The 20,311-nt window shown below is 50.9% G+C and carries 21 protein-coding genes; 11 read left to right on the plus strand and 10 right to left on the minus strand.

The features are described from left to right. Window positions 1-163 precede the first annotated feature (163 nt). Window positions 164-442 carry a stress-induced protein YchH gene (gene ychH, locus D9738_RS05360; RefSeq protein WP_064528711.1) on the plus strand — a complete coding sequence of 93 codons (279 nt, stop codon included), beginning with the start codon at window positions 164-166 and terminating at the stop codon, window positions 440-442. A 59-nt stretch (window positions 443-501) separates the two neighbouring features. Here ychH and dauA read toward each other — a convergent pair whose 3' ends face one another. The 4 genes from dauA to lolB form a co-directional block, all read right to left on the minus strand. Beyond that, window positions 502-2,181 (minus strand): C4-dicarboxylic acid transporter DauA, encoded by a 1,680-nt coding sequence (gene dauA, locus D9738_RS05365; RefSeq protein ID WP_130205665.1) that lies wholly within the window; start codon window positions 2,179-2,181, stop codon window positions 502-504. 124 nt (window positions 2,182-2,305) lie between these two features. Further along, the gene (prs, locus tag D9738_RS05370) at window positions 2,306-3,253 is read right to left on the minus strand and encodes a ribose-phosphate diphosphokinase (protein WP_001298109.1); all 948 of its coding nucleotides are present in this window, start codon (window positions 3,251-3,253) and stop codon (window positions 2,306-2,308) included. A gap of 150 nt (window positions 3,254-3,403) precedes the next feature. Continuing rightward, complete coding sequence (ispE, locus tag D9738_RS05375; RefSeq protein WP_130259703.1) at window positions 3,404-4,255, minus strand: 4-(cytidine 5'-diphospho)-2-C-methyl-D-erythritol kinase; 852 nt, start codon at window positions 4,253-4,255, stop codon at window positions 3,404-3,406. Beyond that, a complete protein-coding gene (gene lolB, locus D9738_RS05380; protein WP_130205669.1) occupies window positions 4,255-4,878 on the minus strand; it encodes a lipoprotein insertase outer membrane protein LolB in 624 nt (207 codons plus the stop codon). Before lolB ends, ispE begins: the two co-directional genes overlap by 1 nt. 213 nt (window positions 4,879-5,091) lie before the next feature. On the opposite strand from lolB, the gene hemA reads away from it, so the two are divergent. The 6 genes from hemA to kdsA are packed head-to-tail and all read left to right on the plus strand — an operon-like array spanning window position 5,092 to window position 10,396. After that, window positions 5,092-6,348 (plus strand): glutamyl-tRNA reductase, encoded by a 1,257-nt coding sequence (hemA, locus tag D9738_RS05385; RefSeq protein ID WP_130205671.1) that lies wholly within the window; start codon window positions 5,092-5,094, stop codon window positions 6,346-6,348. 40 nt (window positions 6,349-6,388) lie between these two features. After that, window positions 6,389-7,471, plus strand: coding sequence for a peptide chain release factor 1 (gene prfA, locus D9738_RS05390; RefSeq protein ID WP_130222817.1), 1,083 nt, complete (start codon window positions 6,389-6,391; stop codon window positions 7,469-7,471). Further along, window positions 7,471-8,307 carry a peptide chain release factor N(5)-glutamine methyltransferase gene (gene prmC / locus D9738_RS05395; RefSeq protein WP_130259704.1) on the plus strand — a complete coding sequence of 279 codons (837 nt, stop codon included), beginning with the start codon at window positions 7,471-7,473 and terminating at the stop codon, window positions 8,305-8,307. Before prfA ends, prmC begins: the two co-directional genes overlap by 1 nt. Next, complete coding sequence (gene sirB2, locus D9738_RS05400; protein WP_130259705.1) at window positions 8,301-8,693, plus strand: invasion regulator SirB2; 393 nt, start codon at window positions 8,301-8,303, stop codon at window positions 8,691-8,693. Before prmC ends, sirB2 begins: the two co-directional genes overlap by 7 nt. A gap of 3 nt (window positions 8,694-8,696) precedes the next feature. Continuing rightward, entirely contained in the window at window positions 8,697-9,506 is an 810-nt protein-coding gene (gene sirB1 / locus D9738_RS05405) for an invasion regulator SirB1 (RefSeq protein WP_001764444.1), read from the plus strand. 35 nt (window positions 9,507-9,541) lie between these two features. Then, a complete protein-coding gene (kdsA, locus tag D9738_RS05410) occupies window positions 9,542-10,396 on the plus strand; it encodes a 3-deoxy-8-phosphooctulonate synthase (RefSeq protein WP_000811058.1) in 855 nt (284 codons plus the stop codon). Between the two features lie 149 nt (window positions 10,397-10,545). Here kdsA and D9738_RS05415 read toward each other — a convergent pair whose 3' ends face one another. The 3 genes from D9738_RS05415 to chaA all read right to left on the minus strand — a co-directional run bounded on the left by D9738_RS05415 (window position 10,546) and on the right by chaA (window position 12,696). Next, a complete protein-coding gene (locus tag D9738_RS05415) occupies window positions 10,546-10,653 on the minus strand; it encodes a type I toxin-antitoxin system toxin Ldr family protein (protein WP_016265910.1) in 108 nt (35 codons plus the stop codon). A 426-nt stretch (window positions 10,654-11,079) separates the two neighbouring features. Beyond that, window positions 11,080-11,187 (minus strand): type I toxin-antitoxin system toxin Ldr family protein, encoded by a 108-nt coding sequence (locus D9738_RS05420; RefSeq protein WP_130259740.1) that lies wholly within the window; start codon window positions 11,185-11,187, stop codon window positions 11,080-11,082. Between the two features lie 408 nt (window positions 11,188-11,595). Next, window positions 11,596-12,696, minus strand: a complete 1,101-nt coding sequence (gene chaA / locus D9738_RS05425) for a sodium-potassium/proton antiporter ChaA (RefSeq protein WP_064528732.1) — start codon at window positions 12,694-12,696, stop codon at window positions 11,596-11,598. Between the two features lie 268 nt (window positions 12,697-12,964). Between chaA and chaB the strand changes: the two genes are divergently transcribed. Next, a complete protein-coding gene (gene chaB / locus D9738_RS05430) occupies window positions 12,965-13,195 on the plus strand; it encodes a putative cation transport regulator ChaB (RefSeq protein ID WP_130216000.1) in 231 nt (76 codons plus the stop codon). A gap of 157 nt (window positions 13,196-13,352) precedes the next feature. Further along, on the plus strand, window positions 13,353-14,051 hold the full coding sequence (chaC, locus tag D9738_RS05435) for a glutathione-specific gamma-glutamylcyclotransferase (protein WP_130205681.1): 699 nt from the start codon (window positions 13,353-13,355) through the stop codon (window positions 14,049-14,051). Window positions 14,052-14,102: 51 nt separating this feature from the next. Here chaC and ychN read toward each other — a convergent pair whose 3' ends face one another. Continuing rightward, window positions 14,103-14,456, minus strand: coding sequence for a DsrE/F sulfur relay family protein YchN (gene ychN / locus D9738_RS05440; protein WP_064528737.1), 354 nt, complete (start codon window positions 14,454-14,456; stop codon window positions 14,103-14,105). Between the two features lie 184 nt (window positions 14,457-14,640). On the opposite strand from ychN, the gene D9738_RS05445 reads away from it, so the two are divergent. Continuing rightward, a complete protein-coding gene (locus D9738_RS05445; RefSeq protein WP_130205683.1) occupies window positions 14,641-16,035 on the plus strand; it encodes a YchO/YchP family invasin in 1,395 nt (464 codons plus the stop codon). Here D9738_RS05445 and narL read toward each other — a convergent pair whose 3' ends face one another. Beyond that, window positions 16,036-16,686 carry a two-component system response regulator NarL gene (gene narL / locus D9738_RS05450; RefSeq protein WP_000070491.1) on the minus strand — a complete coding sequence of 217 codons (651 nt, stop codon included), beginning with the start codon at window positions 16,684-16,686 and terminating at the stop codon, window positions 16,036-16,038. Then, entirely contained in the window at window positions 16,679-18,475 is a 1,797-nt protein-coding gene (gene narX, locus D9738_RS05455; protein ID WP_130222809.1) for a nitrate/nitrite two-component system sensor histidine kinase NarX, read from the minus strand. Before narX ends, narL begins: the two co-directional genes overlap by 8 nt. Before the next feature lie 338 nt (window positions 18,476-18,813). Here narX and narK point away from each other — a divergent pair, with 338 nt between their 5' ends. Beyond that, window positions 18,814-20,205 carry a nitrate transporter NarK gene (narK, locus tag D9738_RS05460; RefSeq protein ID WP_130205687.1) on the plus strand — a complete coding sequence of 464 codons (1,392 nt, stop codon included), beginning with the start codon at window positions 18,814-18,816 and terminating at the stop codon, window positions 20,203-20,205. Window positions 20,206-20,311 lie beyond the last annotated feature (106 nt).

Raw genomic sequence — 20,311 nt, forward strand, 5'->3', positions numbered from 1 at the left:
TTAGAAAGTCAAGGTGTTCAGACGGTTATTTGTAAAGTTTTGTTGAAATAAGGGGTGTAATTGTGATCACGCCCGCACATAAGCCACAGGGTGTTGTCTATACTTTACACATAAGGAAGAGGGGTATTCCCTGTTACAACCCAGAAAGTTCCGGAGGTGACACATGAAACGCAAAAACGCTTCGTTACTCGGTAACGTGCTTATGGGGTTGGGTCTGGTGGTGATGGTGGTCGGCGTGGGGTATTCAATCCTCAACCAATTACCACAGTTTGATATGCCCCAGTATTTCGCACACGGTGCAGTGCTGAGTATTTTCGTCGGTGCCATTCTCTGGCTGGCGGGAGCCCGTGTTGGCGGGCATGAACAGGTGTGCGACCGTTACTGGTGGGTTCGCCACTATGACAAACGTTGCCGCCGTAGCGATAATCGCCGTCATAGCTAACAACTAAAGTAGTTTGCTGACCAGTCAGTTTGCGCTGACTGGTCAATTTAATACCTTTCTTACAGATCAGCCATCGCTGCGCTGCGATTCGGGAAGAACGCCAGACGTCCCGGAATCGGTTGAATACCGGAGCGGGCCATTGTACGCAGAGGCTGGAATTCCACGTTACACACGCGCAGTTCACACCCTTCAGGCAGGCGCTTCACAAAACGCTGGAACGCATCAAGACCACCGGCATCAAGCACCGGAACGGCATCCCACTTCAGAATAACAATCCGTTTTCCTTCCAGACGTGATTCCAGGTCGGTGAACAGACCTTCAGCCGCCGCGAAAAACAGCGGGCCAATAACACGCAAGACCAGCACATCATCAGGAACGTCTACTGCCACCGGCGCCAGACGAGTCATACGGGCGATACGGCGCATAAACAGCAACGATGCCAGAACAATCCCCACGCTGATGGCAATAACCATATCAAACAGCACGGTCAGTGACATACACAGCAGCATGACGATGATGTCATCTTTCGGCGCATGACGCAGCAAGTCGACCACTTTGTGCGCTTCACTCATGTTCCACGCCACCATCAACAGCAGGGCCGCCATGGCGGAAAGCGGCAGCCAGGAGAGCAGTGGTGCCAGTACCAGCAGGGCGAGAATAACCAGAATAGAGTGGATCACCGCCGAGATAGGGGAAGTTGCCCCAGCACGGACGTTAGCGGCAGAACGTGCGATGGCAGCAGTAGCGGTAATACCACCAAAGAATGGAGCGATGATATTCCCCAGCCCCTGACCGACCAGTTCACTATTCGCCTTGTGCTTAGTCCCGGTCATACCATCCAGTACGACGGCGCAGAGCAGAGATTCGATTGCCCCGAGCATTGCCATTGAGAATGCCGCAGGCAGCAGAGTGCGAATAGAATCCCAGGTTAGTGTGAATTCTGAATTAGGCAGATCCCACGGCAGCACCAGTTGCGGCAGCAGTTGCGGAATACCGTTACCCTGAGAACCATCGGCCAGAACGTAGTGGAATTGCGACCCGATGGTAGCAACATGTCCGCCAAGCAGGTTAACAATCCCCATCACCGCGCAACCAGCCAGCAAGGCCGGAAGGTGACCAGGTAAACGAATACCCAAACGTGGCCAGAAAATCAGAATGCCCAGTGTCACGATACCAATAGCAGCATCACCGACATTAATGGTCGGCAGCGCCATAAATAATGCGCCGACTTTTTGTAGATAATGTTCCGGGACATGAGCCATTTGCAGACCGAGAAAATCTTTAATCTGCATGGTACCGATGGTGATCCCGATACCCGAGGTAAAACCTAAGGTGACGGAAACCGGAATATATTCAATCAGACGACCAAAGCGCGCCAGACCCATCAGGATCAAAAAGATCCCCGACAACAACGTCGCAACCAGCAGGCCTGCCAGTCCAAACTGTTGCGAAACGGGATAGAGAATTACTACAAATGCTGCAGTCGGACCGGAAACGCTAAAGCGCGACCCACCCGTCAGAGCTATGACAATCCCCGCAACGGCAGCGGTATATAAACCGTATTGAGGAGCCACACCACTGCCAATTGCCAACGCCATCGCCAGAGGAATAGCAATAATCCCAACGGTTATCCCGGCAATCAGGTCACGGGTAAACCGTGCGGCAGTGTATTTTTCTTTCCAGCAAGCGTCGATCAGAGCGCGGAAAGGCATCACATGTGAGGAAAATATTTTGTTCACAATAATGTTTCATCCGTGAGCGCATCATCTGTCAACTAAATGGCAGGTGAAGGAGGCATAGGTCATACAAATGGATATTACAGACAAAAAAACCCGCCGCAGCGGGTCTTTGAGCCGGGTTCGATTAATGTTCGAACATGGCAGAGATCGATTCTTCGTTGCTGATACGACGAATCGCTTCGGCCAGCATACCTGACAGGGTCAGAGTACGCACGTTCGGCAGTGATTTGATTTCATCGCTTAGCGGAATGGTATCGCAGACAACGACTTCATCAATTACAGAGTTACGCAGGTTGTTCGCCGCGTTGCCAGAGAAGATCGGGTGAGTCGCGTACGCAAATACACGCTTAGCACCACGTTCTTTCAGAGCTTCAGCAGCTTTACACAGCGTACCGCCAGTGTCGATCATATCATCGACCAGTACGCAGTCACGACCTGCAACGTCACCGATGATATGCATCACCTGGGAAACGTTCGCACGCGGACGACGTTTGTCGATGATTGCCATATCGGTATCGTTCAGCAGCTTAGCGATAGCGCGGGCACGCACAACGCCGCCGATGTCCGGGGAAACCACAATCGGGTTATCCAGATTCAGCTGCAGCATGTCTTCCAGCAGGATCGGGCTACCAAATACGTTATCAACCGGAACGTCGAAGAAACCCTGAATCTGTTCAGCGTGCAGATCCACTGTCAGCACACGATCAACACCGACGCTGGAGAGGAAGTCTGCAACCACTTTCGCAGTGATTGGTACACGAGCGGAACGGACGCGACGGTCCTGGCGCGCATAGCCAAAGTAGGGGATAACAGCGGTGATACGACCTGCGGAAGCACGACGCAGGGCATCAACCATCACGACTAATTCCATCAGGTTGTCGTTAGTAGGGGCACAAGTGGACTGGATGATGAAAATATCACCACCGCGTACATTTTCGTTAATTTGTACGCTGACTTCGCCGTCGCTAAAGCGACCTACAGCGGCGTCGCCGAGTGAAGTGTACAGGCGGTTGGCAATACGTTGTGCTAGTTCCGGGGTGGCGTTACCAGCAAAAAGCTTCATATCAGGCACGAGAAGAACCTCAGGCATGCGTCCATTGGTGGAAAGAATCTGCCGAAAACTGTGCGGGCCAGGCAATATTCTTTCCAGGCGGTGTATTAAAGAGCGCGATGCAACGTCTGGAACAAGGTGACGTTGTCACCGAAACTCAGCTTGCCCGGCTTAAAGCATGGCTCTGTGCAATGGGGAAAGATTGACACCTTTCGCCACAAAGCCATTGAGCCATTCCGGGGCTTGCTCTAGCACCTGGCGGGCTTCAGACTCTGTATCAAATTCAGCAAAGACACAGGCCCCTGTCCCAGTCAGGCGCGACGGGGCGTATTCTAACAGCCAGGAAAGCACCGCATCAACCTCGCAAAAACGTTTTCTTGCGATAACCTCGCAATCATTGCTGAATTCACATTTTAGCAACGTTTCTATTGACCTTTTCACCGTGTTGCGCGGGAGTTCGGGATCTTTAAAAATCATTGGTGTAGGAATACTCACGCCAGGGTGCGCAACCAGATACCATTTCTCTGGTGGATTCACCGGCGTTAATATTTCGCCGACCCCTTCGGCAAAAGCAGCATGACCACGGACAAAAACCGGAACATCTGCGCCCAGCGTCAGACCGATTTCTGCCAACTCATCAACACTCAGTCCGCATTGCCACAGATGATTTAAAGCTACCAGAACTGTTGCGGCATTGGATGAACCACCGCCCAGACCACCACCCATAGGCAAACGCTTGTCAATGCTGATATCTGCACCACTTCCTTTCGGAAGACGCCCACTGGCGGCGGCTGCTTTCATCAACAACCGTGCCGCGCGAACAATCAGGTTATCTTCGTGTTCCACACCTTCAACTGGCGTTAACAGGCGGATTTCCCCATCGTTGCGAAGTTCAATGCTGATAGTGTCGCCGTAATCCAGAAACTGAAACAGCGTTTGCAGCGTGTGGTAGCCGTCCGCACGCTGACCGGTAATGTATAAAAACAGATTAAGCTTTGCCGGAGAAGGCCACTGAGTCCGCATTATTTCACTATCCAGTTATCCATTTTTAACTTGATGCGCTGACCGCCTTCGGTGAGTTCCATATTGGCAGGCATCGCAGGTTGCGTTTTAGTGTCATAACCGCCGTATACCACTTTCCATTTTTTACCGTTCTGACTATAGGTAATTTCGCTCAGGCGGTACTGGTCGTCCAGTTTGTAGTCGGTTGCATCACCTGGCAAACCTAAAATCCACTGGCGCAAACTGTTGAGCGGAATCGGCATTCCGGTCAATTTGCCAATCATCTCTTCGGCGTCATCGGCGGTGTAACGCTGGCCTTTATTGTCCACTAACTGCACATTACCCGGCTGGGCATTCAACTCCAGCTCAGTGCTGCCCAATGGGTTAGTCAGCAGCAGACGGTAGCGATCCTGGCCAGTTTGCTGCCAGAAGAAACGGGCATACACTTTTTGTTGGTCAGAAATATAGGCAAACGCACCGCGTGTCTGGTACTGATTCAGGTTGCGCACGTCTTGCTGATGCTGACGCCACTGTGGCGAATCCGGGCTTTTGCCCGGACCTTTCGGCGTCGTAACGGAACAGGCCGTGAGCACGAGAGCAGCCAGCGGTAGCAGGCGGATAAAGCGAAAATCGGGCAGGGGCATAATAATGACAAGTCCTTGAGATACGTTGCAGTTATAACCCTTAATGCTAGCGTTACCGTCAGCCATCGTCTATGTTCAAGTTGTCTTAATTGCCAGAATCTAACGGGTTTAGGCAATTACTCCAAAAGGGGGCGCTCTCTTTTATTGATCCCGCGCATCCTGTATGATGCGAGCAGACTAACCATATCAACGTTGGTATTATTTCCCGCAGACATGACCCTTTTAGCACTCGGTATCAACCATAAAACGGCACCTGTATCGCTGCGAGAACGTGTATCGTTTTCGCCGGATAAGCTCGATCAGGCGCTGGACAGTCTGCTCGCGCAGCCGATGGTGCAGGGCGGCGTGGTGCTGTCGACGTGTAACCGCACAGAACTTTATCTTAGCGTTGAAGAGCAGGATAACCTGCAAGAGGCGCTCATTCGCTGGTTGTGCGATTACCATAATCTCAACGAAGAAGATCTGCGTAATAGCCTCTATTGGCATCAGGATAACGACGCGGTCAGCCATTTAATGCGTGTTGCCAGTGGCCTGGACTCATTGGTATTGGGCGAGCCGCAAATCCTCGGCCAGGTAAAAAAAGCCTTTGCCGATTCGCAAAAAGGCCATATGAAGGCCAGCGAACTGGAGCGTATGTTCCAGAAATCTTTCTCCGTGGCGAAACGCGTTCGCACTGAAACGGATATTGGCGCCAGTGCGGTATCTGTTGCATTTGCGGCTTGTACGCTGGCGCGGCAGATCTTTGAATCGCTCTCTACGGTGACCGTATTGCTGGTTGGCGCGGGCGAAACCATCGAGCTGGTGGCGCGTCATCTGCGCGAACACAAAGTACAGAAGATGATTATCGCCAACCGTACTCGCGAACGTGCCCAAATTCTGGCAGATGAAGTCGGCGCGGAAGTGATTGCCCTGAGCGATATCGACGAGCGTCTGTGTGAAGCCGATATCATCATCAGTTCCACCGCTAGCCCGCTGCCGATTATCGGTAAAGGCATGGTGGAGCGCGCATTAAAAAGTCGTCGCAACCAACCGATGCTGCTGGTCGATATTGCCGTTCCACGCGATGTTGAGCCAGAAGTTGGCAAACTGGCGAATGCCTACCTTTACAGCGTTGATGATCTGCAAAGCATTATTTCGCACAACCTGGCGCAACGTAAAGCCGCCGCAGTTGAGGCGGAAACTATCGTCGCCCAGGAAACCAGCGAATTTATGGCGTGGCTACGCGCACAAAGCGCCAGCGAAACCATTCGCGATTATCGCAGCCAGGCTGAACAAGTTCGCGATGAGTTAACCGCCAAAGCGTTAGCGGCCCTGGAACAGGGCGGCGACGCGCAAGCCATAATGCAGGATCTGGCATGGAAACTAACTAACCGCCTGATCCATGCGCCAACGAAATCACTTCAACAGGCCGCCCGTGACGGGGATAACGAACGCCTGAATATTCTGCGCGACAGCCTCGGGCTGGAGTAGCAGTACATCATTTTCTTTTTTACAGGGTGCATTTACGCCTATGAAGCCTTCTATCGTTGCCAAACTGGAAGCCCTGCATGAACGCCATGAAGAAGTTCAGGCACTGCTGGGTGATGCGCAAACCATCGCCGACCAGGAACGTTTTCGCGCATTATCACGTGAATATGCTCAATTAAGTGATGTTTCGCGCTGTTTTACCGACTGGCAACAGGTTCAGGAAGATATCGAAACCGCGCAGATAATGCTCGACGATCCGGAAATGCGTGAAATGGCGCAGGACGAGCTGCGTGAAGCCAAAGAAAAAAGCGAGCAACTGGAACAACAGTTACAGGTTCTTTTGCTGCCAAAAGATCCCGATGACGAACGTAACGCCTTCCTTGAAGTGCGTGCCGGAACTGGTGGTGATGAAGCGGCGCTGTTCGCTGGCGATCTGTTCCGTATGTACAGCCGCTACGCCGAAGCCCGCCGCTGGCGTGTAGAAATCATGAGCGCCAGCGAGGGTGAACATGGCGGTTATAAAGAGATCATCGCCAAAATTAGCGGTGATGGTGTGTATGGACGTTTGAAATTCGAATCTGGCGGCCATCGCGTGCAGCGTGTTCCTGCGACGGAATCGCAAGGGCGTATTCATACTTCTGCTTGTACCGTAGCGGTAATGCCGGAGCTGCCGGAAGCGGAACTACCGGATATCAACCCGGCAGATTTGCGTATTGATACTTTCCGTTCCTCAGGCGCAGGTGGTCAGCACGTTAACACCACCGATTCGGCAATTCGTATTACTCACTTGCCGACCGGTATTGTTGTTGAATGTCAGGACGAACGTTCGCAGCATAAAAACAAAGCGAAGGCGCTTTCAGTGCTCGGTGCTCGTATCCATGCGGCGGAAATGGCAAAACGCCAGCAGGCAGAGGCTTCCACCCGTCGCAACTTGCTGGGTAGCGGCGATCGCAGCGATCGTAACCGTACCTACAACTTCCCGCAGGGGCGTGTTACCGATCACCGCATCAACCTGACGCTCTACCGTCTGGATGAAGTAATGGAAGGTAAACTGGATATGCTGATAGAACCGATCGTCCAGGAACATCAGGCCGACCAACTGGCGGCGTTGTCCGAGCAGGAATAATGGAATATCAACACTGGTTACGTGAAGCAATAAGCCAACTTCAGGCGAGCGAAAGCCCGCGGCGCGATGCTGAAATCCTGCTGGAGCATGTTACCGGCAAGGGGCGCACTTATATTCTCGCCTTTGGTGAAACGCAGTTGACTGAAGAGCAATGTGAGCAACTCGACGCGCTTTTAGCCCGTCGCCGTGCCGGTGAACCTATTGCTCATTTAACCGGTGTGCGTGAGTTCTGGTCGTTGCCGTTATTTGTTTCGCCAGCGACCTTAATTCCGCGCCCGGATACGGAATGTCTGGTGGAACAGGCACTGGCGCGATTGCCTGAACAACCTTGCCGCATTCTCGATCTTGGAACTGGCACAGGGGCAATTGCACTGGCATTGGCCAGCGAACGCCCGGATTGCGATGTTACGGCGGTTGACCGAATGCCTGACGCTATCGCTCTTGCGAAGCGCAATGCGCAAAATCTGGCAATCAAAAATATCCACATCCTGCAAAGCGACTGGTTTAGCGCGCTAGCCGGGCAGCAGTTTACGATGATTGTCAGCAATCCGCCGTATATCGACGAGCAGGATCCACATCTTCAACAAGGCGATGTTCGCTTTGAGCCACTCACTGCGCTGGTTGCGGCAGACAGCGGAATGGCAGACATCGTGCATATCATCGAACAGTCGCGTAACGCGCTGGTATCCGGCGGTTTTCTGCTTCTGGAACATGGCTGGCAGCAGGGCGAAGCTGTGCGACAGGCATTTATCCACGCGGGATATCATGAAGTCGAAACCTGTCGGGACTATGGTGATAACGAGCGTGTAACGCTCGGTCGCTATTATCGATGTTAAGTTTTACTACGCTGCTTAGCGTTCATCTCATTAGCATTGCGCTTTCTGTTGGGCTCTTAACCCTACGATTCTGGCTACGTTACCAGGAGCATCCACTGGCATTCGCTCGTTGGACGCGCATTGTGCCGCCGGTTGTCGACACGGTGTTATTGCTTAGCGGCATCGCGCTGATGGCTAAAGCGCACATCCTGCCATTTTCCGGGCAGGCTGAATGGCTGACTGAAAAGCTGTTTGGGGTTATCATTTATATCGTTTTGGGTTTTATTGCACTCGATTATCGTCGGATGCACAGTCAGCAGGCGCGCATTATTGCCTTCCCGCTGGCGCTGGTGGTGCTGTACATCATCATTAAACTCGCCACCACAAAAGTACCGTTACTGGGGTAAGTCATGAGATCGTTAGCTGATTTCGAATTTAATAAAGCACCATTGTGCGAAGGCATGATCCTGGCTTGCGAAGCAATCCGCCGCGATTTTCCCTCGCAAGATGTCTACGACGAACTGGAGCGTCTCGTTAGTCTGGCGAAGGAAGAAATTAGCCAGCTTCTGCCATTAGAAGAGCAGCTGGAAAAATTAATCGCGCTGTTTTACGGCGAATGGGGGTTTAAAGCCTCACGTGGTGTTTATCGTCTTTCCGATGCATTATGGCTTGATCAAGTGCTAAAAAATCGGCAGGGCAGTGCGGTATCGTTAGGCGCCGTTTTATTGTGGGTTGCTAATCGTCTCGATTTGCCACTATTGCCGGTGATATTCCCAACGCAGCTTATATTGCGCATAGAATGCCCGGACGGAGAAATCTGGCTGATTAACCCTTTTAACGGTGAATCATTAAGCGAACATATGCTGGATGTGTGGTTAAAGGGAAATATCAGCCCGTCTGCGGAACTGTTTTATGAAGACCTGGATGAAGCCGATAACATTGAGGTTATCCGTAAACTGTTGGATACGCTGAAAGCGTCGCTGATGGAAGAAAATCAGATGGAACTGGCATTACGCACCAGCGAGGCCTTATTACAATTTAACCCGGAAGATCCGTATGAAATTCGCGATCGTGGGTTGATTTACGCGCAACTGGATTGCGAACACGTTGCGTTGAATGATTTAAATTATTTCGTTGAACAGTGTCCGGAAGACCCGATCAGCGAAATGATACGTGCGCAAATTAACAACATCGCGCATAAACATATTGTGCTGCATTAATTAATCGACACTTTACTTAAGATTAAGGCGATCCTATGAAACAAAAAGTGGTTAGCATTGGCGACATCAACGTAGCAAATGACCTGCCGTTCGTGCTGTTTGGTGGTATGAACGTGCTGGAATCTCGCGATCTGGCGATGCGCATTTGCGAACACTACGTAACCGTAACCCAGAAACTGGGTATCCCTTACGTGTTCAAAGCCTCTTTTGACAAAGCCAACCGTTCCTCCATCCACTCTTATCGTGGACCAGGACTGGAAGAAGGGATGAAAATCTTCCAGGAACTGAAACAGACATTTGGCGTAAAAATTATTACTGACGTTCACGAGCCAAGCCAGGCACAGCCTGTTGCTGATGTGGTAGATGTTATTCAGTTGCCAGCGTTTCTTGCTCGCCAGACTGACCTGGTGGAAGCAATGGCGAAGACTGGCGCGGTAATTAACGTCAAGAAACCACAGTTCGTGAGCCCAGGCCAAATGGGTAATATCGTTGATAAATTCAAAGAAGGCGGCAACGATAAAGTGATTCTTTGTGACCGTGGCGCTAACTTTGGTTACGACAACCTGGTCGTTGATATGCTGGGCTTCAGCATAATGAAGAAAGTCTCTGGCAACTCCCCGGTAATTTTCGACGTTACCCACGCACTGCAATGCCGCGATCCGTTTGGTGCAGCTTCTGGTGGTCGCCGCGCCCAGGTTGCCGAACTGGCACGTGCCGGTATGGCTGTAGGTTTGGCTGGTCTGTTTATTGAAGCGCATCCGGATCCGGAACATGCGAAATGTGACGGTCCATCCGCGCTGCCGCTGGCTAAACTGGAGCCGTTCCTCAAGCAGATGAAAGCGATTGATGATCTGGTTAAAGGTTTCGAAGAACTGGATACCAGCAAGTAATCTTTTCTGCTTTGAAAACAAAAGCCTTATCGTTATACGATAGGGCTTTTTTCATGGTCAAAGAAGACAAAAAAGGCCGCAGGCTGTTACCCCTGCGACCGGTTTCGGGCGCACATTGCCATCACGGCAGCCTGACGCCCGTTTTCACCTTACTTCCGGCTACGCCACCAGCCAACAATCGCTGCGGTAATAATTCCCGCCAGGATCGGTGCTGCCAGGTCGTGCCAGAAAATCACGGCAAACTGCGCGAGCGTCATATAGCCGCCTTGTTGTAATGACAACATTTTGCGGCTATTCTTGAAGTGTCTGGTTTCAAGATTAGCCCCCGTTCTGTTGTCAGGTTTGACCTCTCAACGTGCGGGGGTTTTCTCTTTCCAGCAACCAATGCCACCAGGGATAAAGCCCCCGCAACATTGCGCCTCACCGGATAACTCCGGCTTGGTGTCGATACTACGTCTCAATTCATCTTCACTTCATCCCTGAAATGTGTGCAATGCTGTTCGCGTTCCGGCTTTTCATCAGCTGTTGCAGTCGTTTCATGAGTGCACTGGATGAGCTTCCAGATCTGGTTGCTAGTGTCTACTTGTGGAAGAGATAAATACAAAAAAGGCCGCAGGCTGTTAACCCTGCGGCCGGTTTCGGGCGCATATTGCCATTACGGCAGCCTGACGCCCGTTTTCACCTTACTTCCGGCTACGCCACCAGCTGACAATCGCTGCGGTAATAATTCCCGAAAGGATCGGTGCTGCCAGGTCGTGCCAGAAAATCACGGCAAACTGCGCGAGCGTCATATAACCGCCTTTTTGTTGTAATGACAACATTTCGCGGCTATTCTTGAATTGTTCTGGTTCAAGATTAGCCCCCGTTCTGTTGTCAGGTTTGACCTCTCAACGTGCGGGGGTTTTCTCTTTCCAGCAACCAATGCCGCCAGGGATAAAGCCCCCACAACATTGCGCCTCACCGGATAACTCCGGCTTGGTGTGGATACTACGGCTCAATTTATATTCACTTCATCCCTGAAATGTGCGCAATGCTGTACGCGTTCCGGCTTTTCATCAGCTGTTGCAGTGGTTTCGTGCAGGTTGTGGTACAAGCTCGCAAATCTGAGTAACGATCTGTTCAGGTAGTATGAAGAAATACTATAAGCAGATAATTTTTATTATCTCCTCCGATTTCCGCTATCGGAGGAGATATAAATGTCAGGCAAATATTGTCATTAAATAAGCTGCAAACAGTGCCAGATGCGCCGCGCCGTTGAGTACGTTAGTACGGCCAGTCGAAAATGAAATATGGCACAGTACTAAAGAGGCTACCATTACCACCATCTCTGGTGCGCCCAGAGCAAACTGCAATTCATTACCCGTCATAAAGGCGATAAGCGTTACGACAGGTACGGTAAGCGAAATAGTCGCTAATACCGAGCCAAAGAACAGATTCATCGCGCGCTGGACCTGGTTGCTTAAAACTGCTTTTAACGCGCCTAAACCTTCCGGCGACAGAATCAATAGCGCTACCAGGAAACCGGTAAAGGCCACCGGCGCATTCATGCTGGTGAGCAATGTTTCCAGCGGGCTGGCGTTCATTTTGGTGACCGCAATAACGGCAATTAGATGGATAATTAACCAGATGGCATGCCACAGGCTGCTATGAGCGGACGGTTTGCCATGATGCGGATCGTCATCATCGCTGTCATCTTCATGCTCATAGACAAACAGGCTTTGATGCGTTTTGGTCTGAATCAGCAAAAATACGCCGTACATCGCTGCGGAAATTAATGCCACAAGTAACGCCTGACCGGTCGAAAAATTCGCCGCAGGCAGCGCCATCGGAAATACCAGCACGATTATGGCTAATGGGAACAGGGCAATTAAATACTGTTTAATACCAAACAGATTCATATATTGGGTAGCAAATTTACGGCCACCCAGCAGTAATGAAAAACCAACCAGTCCGCCGGTAACAATCATAATGATTGAATAGAGCGTATCTCGCATTAACGTCGGCGCTGCATCGCCGGTCGCCATTAAGGCTGAAATCAAACTGACTTCAAGAATAACGACGGAAAGGCTAAGAATAAGCGAACCGTAAGGTTCACCCAGACGATGGGCTAGTACGTCCGCATGACGGACAACACTAAAAGCACTGCTTAAAATACCAATAAGAGCAAGAAGATTGATGCCAATAACCACTGGTAGTGTTTGACTGCTTCCCCACAGGGACAGCACTACCAGCGCCAGAACCGGGAAAATAAGCGAAGTCTCCTTGTGGCGGGTTTTTACCGCCTCGTGAGCATTTGTCATTATGGTTATCCTTTGCAGATGAATTTGTCGGAAATGTAATAAATAGGCAGGAAAAATAACAGAAAGTGTCAGGATATCGGTAACATTTTACGAAATTTTACCCCGTAGTCGTTTTTTTACTCTTCGGAGCATAAAAATAAGCTACGTGTTTAGACAATGTTTGTATTCGCGTCTCTTAAGAAGAGTCTGACCTGAGAATTCTTATGTTTTGGCAAGAGGGGATATTGTTGACCACACTTAATGTTCAATTTTAATAAAGGAGTCAACAATGCCGTATAAAACGAAAAGCGACCTGCCGGAAAGCGTAAAACACGTTTTACCCACTCATGCCCAGGATATCTATAAAGAAGCATTCAACAGCGCCTGGGAGCAATATAAAGATAAAGAAGACCGGCGTGATGATGCCAGTCGCGAAGAGACCGCACATAAAGTGGCCTGGGCTGCGGTGAAACATGAATATGCCAAAGGCGATGATGATAAATGGCATAAAAAATCGTAAAACTCAGCGGCAAGTTAAAGCCATTCGTGCGGTGTTGCCTTGCAAGTGGTCTGTGGATTGCATATTGTCCCAATAGTGGTTTCAAAATGAGCAGTAAAAATGTCCGGAAGACACCAAAAAGTTGTCGCAGGGAAGTATGCAGTGGCGGAGGTGTAAGGTGATAACGCGTGATTTCTTGATGAATGCCGATTGTAAAACGGCATTTGGTGCCATTGAAGAATCACTCTTATGGTCGGCAGAACAACGGGCGGCCTCGCTGGCGGCGACGCTGGCTTGTCGACCTGATGAGGGACCGGTGTGGATCTTCGGCTATGGATCATTAATGTGGAATCCGGCGCTGGAGTTTACCGAGTCGTGCACCGGTACGCTGGTTGGGTGGCATCGTGCTTTCTGTTTGCGGCTTACTGCCGGGCGGGGGACTGCGCACCAGCCGGGGAGGATGCTTGCACTGAAAGAGGGCGGGCGTACCACGGGCGTTGCGTATCGTCTGCCGGAAGAGTCTCTGGAGCAGGAGCTGACCTTACTGTGGAAGCGTGAGATGATTACTGGCTGCTATCTGCCGTCCTGGTGTCAGCTTCATCTTGACGATGGCCGCACCGTCAATGCGCTGGTGTTCATTATGGACCCGCGTCATCCTGAGTATGAATCCGATACCCGCGCTCAGGTGATTGCCCCGTTGATTGCTGCGGCGAGTGGGCCGTTAGGAACCAACGCACAGTACTTGTTTTCCCTGGAACAAGCGCTTAACAAACTGGGGATGCAGGATGACGGGCTGAGTGATTTACTGGTGTCGGTGAAAAAACTTCTGGCGGAAAATTTCCCGGATGGTGTGTTACGGCCCGGGTTTGCCCGATAAAACATTTTAGCAGTGGGGCATCTCTATTATCTTGAGCGCCCCATACTGAAGTTAAAATGTGAGCACTTTATCGGCAAGCAGCGTCCATTGCGCCAGTTCTACCAGAGTACCAATTTCCACTCCATCAATCAGTGGAAGTGTGCTGATGCCACGACCATCGGTGCAGGTTTTGCACAATTTCACTGGCACATTTTGCGCCGTGAGGATCTCCAGCATTTGCTGAATGTTATAGCCTTCCCCAGGTTTTTGTCCGCGCAATCCGGCAGTGACCGCATCAGACATCAGGAATAGACGCAGATCCAGGTAGCTTTCCTGCTCTCGTAGCGCAATGGCCAGCCGCAGGCTGTTAAATAAGGATTCGCTCCCGTAGGGGGCGCCATTGGCAACGATCACGATTCTTTGCATTATTTACTCCTGTATTCAGGGAATTAGATGTTCAGTTTCTATCTTACAGCTTGTGTGCTGTCTGACCAATCCGACACATTTTTTAGGATTTGTCATAAAGCATGCAAAAGTACAAGAAAAATTACCAGTAATCGTTATTCTATAAAGCTGTAGCTGTTCATTTTTATTGGAAATTACTGACGTTTTGAGCCGTTTCGTCCCCCGCATTATCGCAATTTGTTTACTCTTGCTGCTGGCAGGCGGTATAGCTAGCGCACAGTCCTCTTTTAAACAGCAAGCGGCAAATCCTTTTGATAACGACAGTGACGGTCTTCCTGACTTAGGAATGGCTGCGGAAAATCATGACGGTGAAAAACATTTTGCTGAAATTGTGAAAGATTTTGGTGAAACCAGTATGACTGATAAAGGCCAGGACACTGGCGAGCAGGCGAGAGCTTTTGCGTTGGGAAAAGTCCGCGATGCGCTTAGCCAGCAGGTCAATCAGCACGTGGAATCCTGGCTATCGCCGTGGGGGAACGCCAGTGTCGACGTCAAAGTGGATAACGAAGGACATTTTACAGGTAGCCGGGGGAGCTGGTTTGTACCGCTACAGGATAACGAACGTTATCTTACATGGAGCCAGATTGGGCTCACTCAGCAGGATGATGGTCTGGTCAGTAACCTTGGCGCAGGCCAACGCTGGGCGCGTGGCAACTGGCTGGTGGGATATAACACTTTTTATGACAACTTGCTGGATCAAAATCTCCAGCGAGCAGGTTTCGGTGCCGAAGCGTGGGGGGAATATTTGCGGTTGTCAGCAAACTATTATCAGCCTTTTGCCTCCTGGCGTGAACAGACCGCCACGCTCGAGCAACGAATGGCGCGTGGTTACGACTTGACGGCCCGGATGCGGATGCCGTTTTACCAGCATATCAACACCAGCGTTAGCCTCGAACAATATTTTGGTCAGAGTGTTGATTTGTTTAACACCGGCACGGGTTATCACAATCCCGTCGCCTTGAGTCTTGGACTAAATTACACACCTGTCCCACTCGTTACAGTAACCGCCCTGCATAAACAGGGGGAAAGTGGAGAAAGGCAAAATAACCTCGGACTGAATATTAACTACCGTTTTGGCGTGCCGCTCAACAAACAGCTTTCTGCTGGCGAAGTTGCTGAAAGCCAGTCGCTACGCGGTAGTCGCTATGACAATCCGCAGCGAAATAATCTGCCGACTATTGAGTATCGGCAGCGTAAAACCTTAACGGTGTTTCTGGCGACGCCGCCCTGGGATCTTAAACCTGGTGAAACCGTGCCACTGAAATTACAAATTCGCAGTCATTACGGTATTCGGCAATTGATCTGGCAGGGAGATACGCAGATGTTAAGTCTGACATCGGGAGCGACAGCCAATAGTGCGGATGGCTGGACGTTGATCATGCCGGACTGGCAAAGTGGGGAAGGGGCGAGCAATCAATGGCGATTGTCGGTAGTGGTGGAGGATAACCAGGGGCAGCGTGTCTCTTCCAATGAGATCACGCTAACGCTTGCCGAACCTTTCGACGCAATGTCGAACGACGAACCGATCTGGGAACCGTAATCAGAAAATACGTTCCTGATGCACCCATACCGCAGCTTCTACACGAGATTTGAGCTTCATTTTTTTCAGCATGTGTTTCACATGCACTTTAACCGTGCTTTCAGTGATGTCCAGGCGACGGGCAATCATCTTATTCGGTAAGCCCTGGGCTATTAGTTTTAGAATGTCGCGTTCACGTGGTGTTAACTGGTTAACATCACGCTCAGTCGTAGCGCGGTTAGCGCGCAGGCTGGCGGCCAGAACAGGGGTCAACGCTTCGCTTAAGACCATTTCGCCAGCGGCAGCCTGATGCAATGCTTTCAGTAAATCTTCTGGCTCCATATCTTTTAACAGATAGCCATCTGCACCGCGTTTCAATGCGGTTACCACGTCCTCTTCATGGTTAGAGACGCTGAACACCACAATACGGCCGGAGAGGGACTTTTCGCGCAGTTTATCCAGCGTTTCCAGACCGTTCATGCCGGGCATATTGAGATCTAACAGGATCAGATCGGGATCAAGAGACTCCGCCAGTTCAATACCCTGTTCGCCATTACTCGCTTCGCCAACCACGGTGATATCTGGTGCCATACTAATAAGCTGTTTTACGCCAGTTCGCAGCATCGGGTGATCGTCAATCAGCAGGATAGTAGCCGGTTCCTGATTACTCATGGGTATCTCCTTGGACGTCTGTGAAAGTTTTTTCGGGAATAAAGGTGACCACCACTTCGGTGCCACCTGATTCACGACGGCGGACGCGGCAATCGCCTCGTAAACTTTGCGCACGGTCGCGCATTATTATCATGCCGTAGTGATTGCTGCGGATGGCATTTTCAGGCACGCCGCAGCCATTATCCTGAACGGTCAGTTTTACCTGATTATCGTTTTGCGCCACCGTAACCACCACCTCACTTGCTTGCGAATGTTTGAGGGCGTTACTTAATGCCTCACGGGCAATTTGCAACAGATGGATTGCCTGATGTGAAGGCACCAGACGTGGCGGCAATTGGTAATTCAGCTTCACCGGGAAGCCAAATTTGGCGCTGTACTCTTCGCAGCTCGCCTCCAGTGCGGGACGTAATCCTGGTTCGGTGAGCTGTAAACGAAATGTGGTGAGTAACTCACGCAACTGCGCCCAGGACGCATTCAGTTCGTTACGGATCTGGCTTAACAGTTCGCGGCTGCTTTCTGGCAGCGCGTCGCCTTGCATCTGTAAACAACTTACCTGCATTTTCATGCAAGAGAGCGATTGAGCAATAGAATCATGCAGTTCGCGCGCAATGGTGGCACGCTCTTCCATCACGATCAACTGCTGCTGGCGCTCCTGATGGCGATCCAACGCCAGCGTGGCGGTGAGCTGTTCAACCAGGGTATCCACCAGTTGTTGTTGATCATGGCTAAGATGACGCCCCTGCGGCAGGGTAGCCAGCAAAATACCATACTGCATATGAGAATCCGCTAACCGCCATTTCAACGTAGTGCCGCGATCGCCAACGGGTAAAACGCCGCGTGGGCAGAGATGGCAGCCTTTATCATCGCAAGTCATATCTGGCTGACAGGTGAACTCCTGATGGTTCTCTTCATCTTCCGTGTCATATACCCGTAGTTCGATATCACGCAACAAGGTTAAATTTTGCAGACCGTTAAGCACAGGCGACAGGCGTTCACACAGCGGAGCGCGGGAATGCAAACGGCGGTTGGCCTGCCACAAAAAAGAGAGAATCTGATTTTTATGCTCCAGTCCGGCAGTTTTCTCCTGTACCCGCTGCTCAAGCACGGCATAACTTTCCGCCAGTTCAGCAGACATATTGTTCAGTGCAGTCCCCAACATCGCCATCTCGTTTCGTCCGCTGATATTCGCTCTCTTACTAAAATCGCGATGACTGACAGCGCTGGCCATTGCCAGTAATTGTCGCCACGGTTGAAGCAAACGCGCTCGCAGCCAGATAATGGTAAACACCAGTAAAAGCGCCATAAAGACAGCCATTACCCGGTGGACCAGCACAACTGTCTCAATACGCGTTTCGGTGGTGCGATCGAAACCAGAAACCAACTTATCAAGCCCGGCAACAAACTGGCTGACGTCTGCCGACACCGTTTCGCGGTTTTGTGCACGCAACAGCGCAGGAATCAATTCATTGCGCCAGTAATCCTGTAGCCCCTGTAATTGCGCCAGTTGCCCGTCTCGTTCTGCCGCACGAGTTAACTCGGTGCTAAATGCCGTTTGTTCCATCTCTTTGATTAAGGGCTTGTCATTCTCGCTTAATGGCACAGCCGCCAGCAGACGGTAACTTTGCATGCGCAGCGATCCCGCTTTGTTGATCGCATGGGCGCTGCCCTGAACGCCTTGCACCAGCCAGCCAGAAACTGCCATCCCCGCCAGTCCAATGGCGGTAGAAAGCAAAACAATCAGCGCAACCTGATTAACCAGGGTGAGCGGAGAGAGACAACGTTTAAGCATATAAACCTCTTCCTTCAGGCTTTGAATGAGCAATAACCTTAATGAATGTGACGATACATTCTGGAATGGCAGTATTCTCGGCTATTGGCTGAAGTATACCCATACCCGGAAAGAGTTACTCCTTATTTGCCGTGTGGTTAGTCGCTTTACGTCAGTAAGGGTAGGGATTTTACAGTGTCGTGAAAAATCTCAAAATTTTTATGAAATCTCTGTACTCACTATGGGTAATGATAAATATCAATGATAGATAAAGTTATATTGTCGTTTGATTTACATCAAATTGCCTTTGGCTACAGACACTAAGGTGGCAGACATCGAAACGAGTATCAGAGGTGTCTATGAGTCACTCATCCGCCCCCGAAAGGGCTACTGGAGCAGTCATTACAGATTGGCGACCGGAAGATCCTGCGTTCTGGCAACAACGCGGTCAACGCATCGCCAGCCGTAACCTGTGGATTTCCGTTCCCTGCCTGCTTCTGGCGTTTTGCGTATGGATGTTATTCAGTGCCGTTGCGGTGAACCTACCGAAAGTCGGCTTTAATTTTACGACCGATCAGCTATTTATGCTGACTGCGCTACCTTCAGTTTCTGGCGCATTATTACGTGTTCCATACTCCTTTATGGTTCCAATCTTCGGTGGTCGTCGCTGGACGGCATTCAGCACCGGTATTCTGATTATTCCTTGCGTCTGGCTGGGTTTTGCCGTTCAGGATACCTCCACGCCTTATAGCGTCTTCATCATCATCTCTCTGCTGTGCGGCTTTGCTGGCGCGAACTTCGCCTCCAGTATGGCAAACATCAGCTTCTTCTTTCCGAAGCAGAAGCAGGGTGGCGCGCTGGGCCTGAATGGTGGTCTGGGCAACATGGGTGTCAGCGTCATGCAGCTGGTTGCTCCGCTGGTGGTATCACTGTCAATTTTTGCTGCATTTGGTAGCCAGGGTGTAACACAGCCTGATGGCACCGAGCTGTATCTGGCGAACGCGTCCTGGGTATGGGTGCCGTTCCTCGCCATCTTCACCATCGCGGCATGGTTTGGCATGAACGACCTTGCTACCTCGAAAGCCTCCATCAAGGAGCAGTTACCGGTACTCAAACGTGGGCATCTGTGGATTATGAGTCTGCTGTATCTGGCAACCTTCGGCTCCTTCATCGGTTTCTCTGCGGGCTTTGCCATGTTGTCAAAAACGCAGTTCCCGGACGTGCAGATTCTGCACTACGCCTTCTTCGGACCGTTTATTGGCGCACTGGCGCGTTCTGCTGGTGGTGCATTGTCTGACCGTCTTGGCGGTACCCGTGTCACGCTGGTGAACTTCGTGCTGATGGCGATTTTCAGTGGCTTGCTGTTCCTCACCTTACCGACTGACGGGCAGGGCGGAAGCTTTATGGCGTTCTTTGCAGTCTTCCTGGCACTGTTCCTGACCGCTGGGCTGGGTAGTGGTTCCACTTTCCAGATGATTTCCGTGATCTTCCGTAAACTGACAATGGATCGCGTGAAAGCAGAAGGGGGTTCTGACGAACGTGCCATGCGTGAAGCGGCAACCGACACTGCGGCGGCACTGGGTTTCATCTCTGCGATTGGCGCTATCGGTGGCTTCTTTATCCCGAAAGCGTTTGGTAGCTCACTGGCATTAACGGGTTCGCCAGTCGGTGCAATGAAAGTATTTTTGATTTTCTATATCGCCTGCGTGGTGATTACCTGGGCGGTATACGGTCGGCATTCTAAAAAATAAATCGTTACTCGTCATACTTCGGGTTACATGTGCTGCGGCTGCGTTCATTCACTCCAGTCACTTACTTTAGTAAGCTCCTGGGATTCATTCACTTGCCGCCTTCCTG

Source organism: Escherichia sp. E10V5, from assembly GCF_004212315.1.
GTDB lineage: Bacteria > Pseudomonadota > Gammaproteobacteria > Enterobacterales > Enterobacteriaceae > Escherichia.

Coding starts and splice junctions, on each gene's coding strand:
- ychN (WP_064528737.1), bottom strand. CDS start 14,456: ATGCAAAGAATCGTGATCGTTGCCAATGGCGCCCCCTACGGGAGCGAA.
- sirB1 (WP_001764444.1), top strand. CDS start 8,697: ATGAGATCGTTAGCTGATTTCGAATTTAATAAAGCACCATTGTGCGAA.
- D9738_RS05420 (WP_130259740.1), bottom strand. CDS start 11,187: ATGACGCTCGCGCAGTTTGCCGTGATTTTCTGGCACGACCTGGCAGCA.
- narX (WP_130222809.1), bottom strand. CDS start 18,475: ATGCTTAAACGTTGTCTCTCTCCGCTCACCCTGGTTAATCAGGTTGCG.
- narL (WP_000070491.1), bottom strand. CDS start 16,686: ATGAGTAATCAGGAACCGGCTACTATCCTGCTGATTGACGATCACCCG.
- kdsA (WP_000811058.1), top strand. CDS start 9,542: ATGAAACAAAAAGTGGTTAGCATTGGCGACATCAACGTAGCAAATGAC.
- ychH (WP_064528711.1), top strand. CDS start 164: ATGAAACGCAAAAACGCTTCGTTACTCGGTAACGTGCTTATGGGGTTG.
- chaA (WP_064528732.1), bottom strand. CDS start 12,696: ATGACAAATGCTCACGAGGCGGTAAAAACCCGCCACAAGGAGACTTCG.
- lolB (WP_130205669.1), bottom strand. CDS start 4,878: ATGCCCCTGCCCGATTTTCGCTTTATCCGCCTGCTACCGCTGGCTGCT.
- ispE (WP_130259703.1), bottom strand. CDS start 4,255: ATGCGGACTCAGTGGCCTTCTCCGGCAAAGCTTAATCTGTTTTTATAC.
- prmC (WP_130259704.1), top strand. CDS start 7,471: ATGGAATATCAACACTGGTTACGTGAAGCAATAAGCCAACTTCAGGCG.
- prfA (WP_130222817.1), top strand. CDS start 6,389: ATGAAGCCTTCTATCGTTGCCAAACTGGAAGCCCTGCATGAACGCCAT.
- narK (WP_130205687.1), top strand. CDS start 18,814: ATGAGTCACTCATCCGCCCCCGAAAGGGCTACTGGAGCAGTCATTACA.
- sirB2 (WP_130259705.1), top strand. CDS start 8,301: ATGTTAAGTTTTACTACGCTGCTTAGCGTTCATCTCATTAGCATTGCG.
- chaB (WP_130216000.1), top strand. CDS start 12,965: ATGCCGTATAAAACGAAAAGCGACCTGCCGGAAAGCGTAAAACACGTT.
- hemA (WP_130205671.1), top strand. CDS start 5,092: ATGACCCTTTTAGCACTCGGTATCAACCATAAAACGGCACCTGTATCG.
- D9738_RS05415 (WP_016265910.1), bottom strand. CDS start 10,653: ATGACGCTCGCGCAGTTTGCCGTGATTTTCTGGCACGACCTGGCAGCA.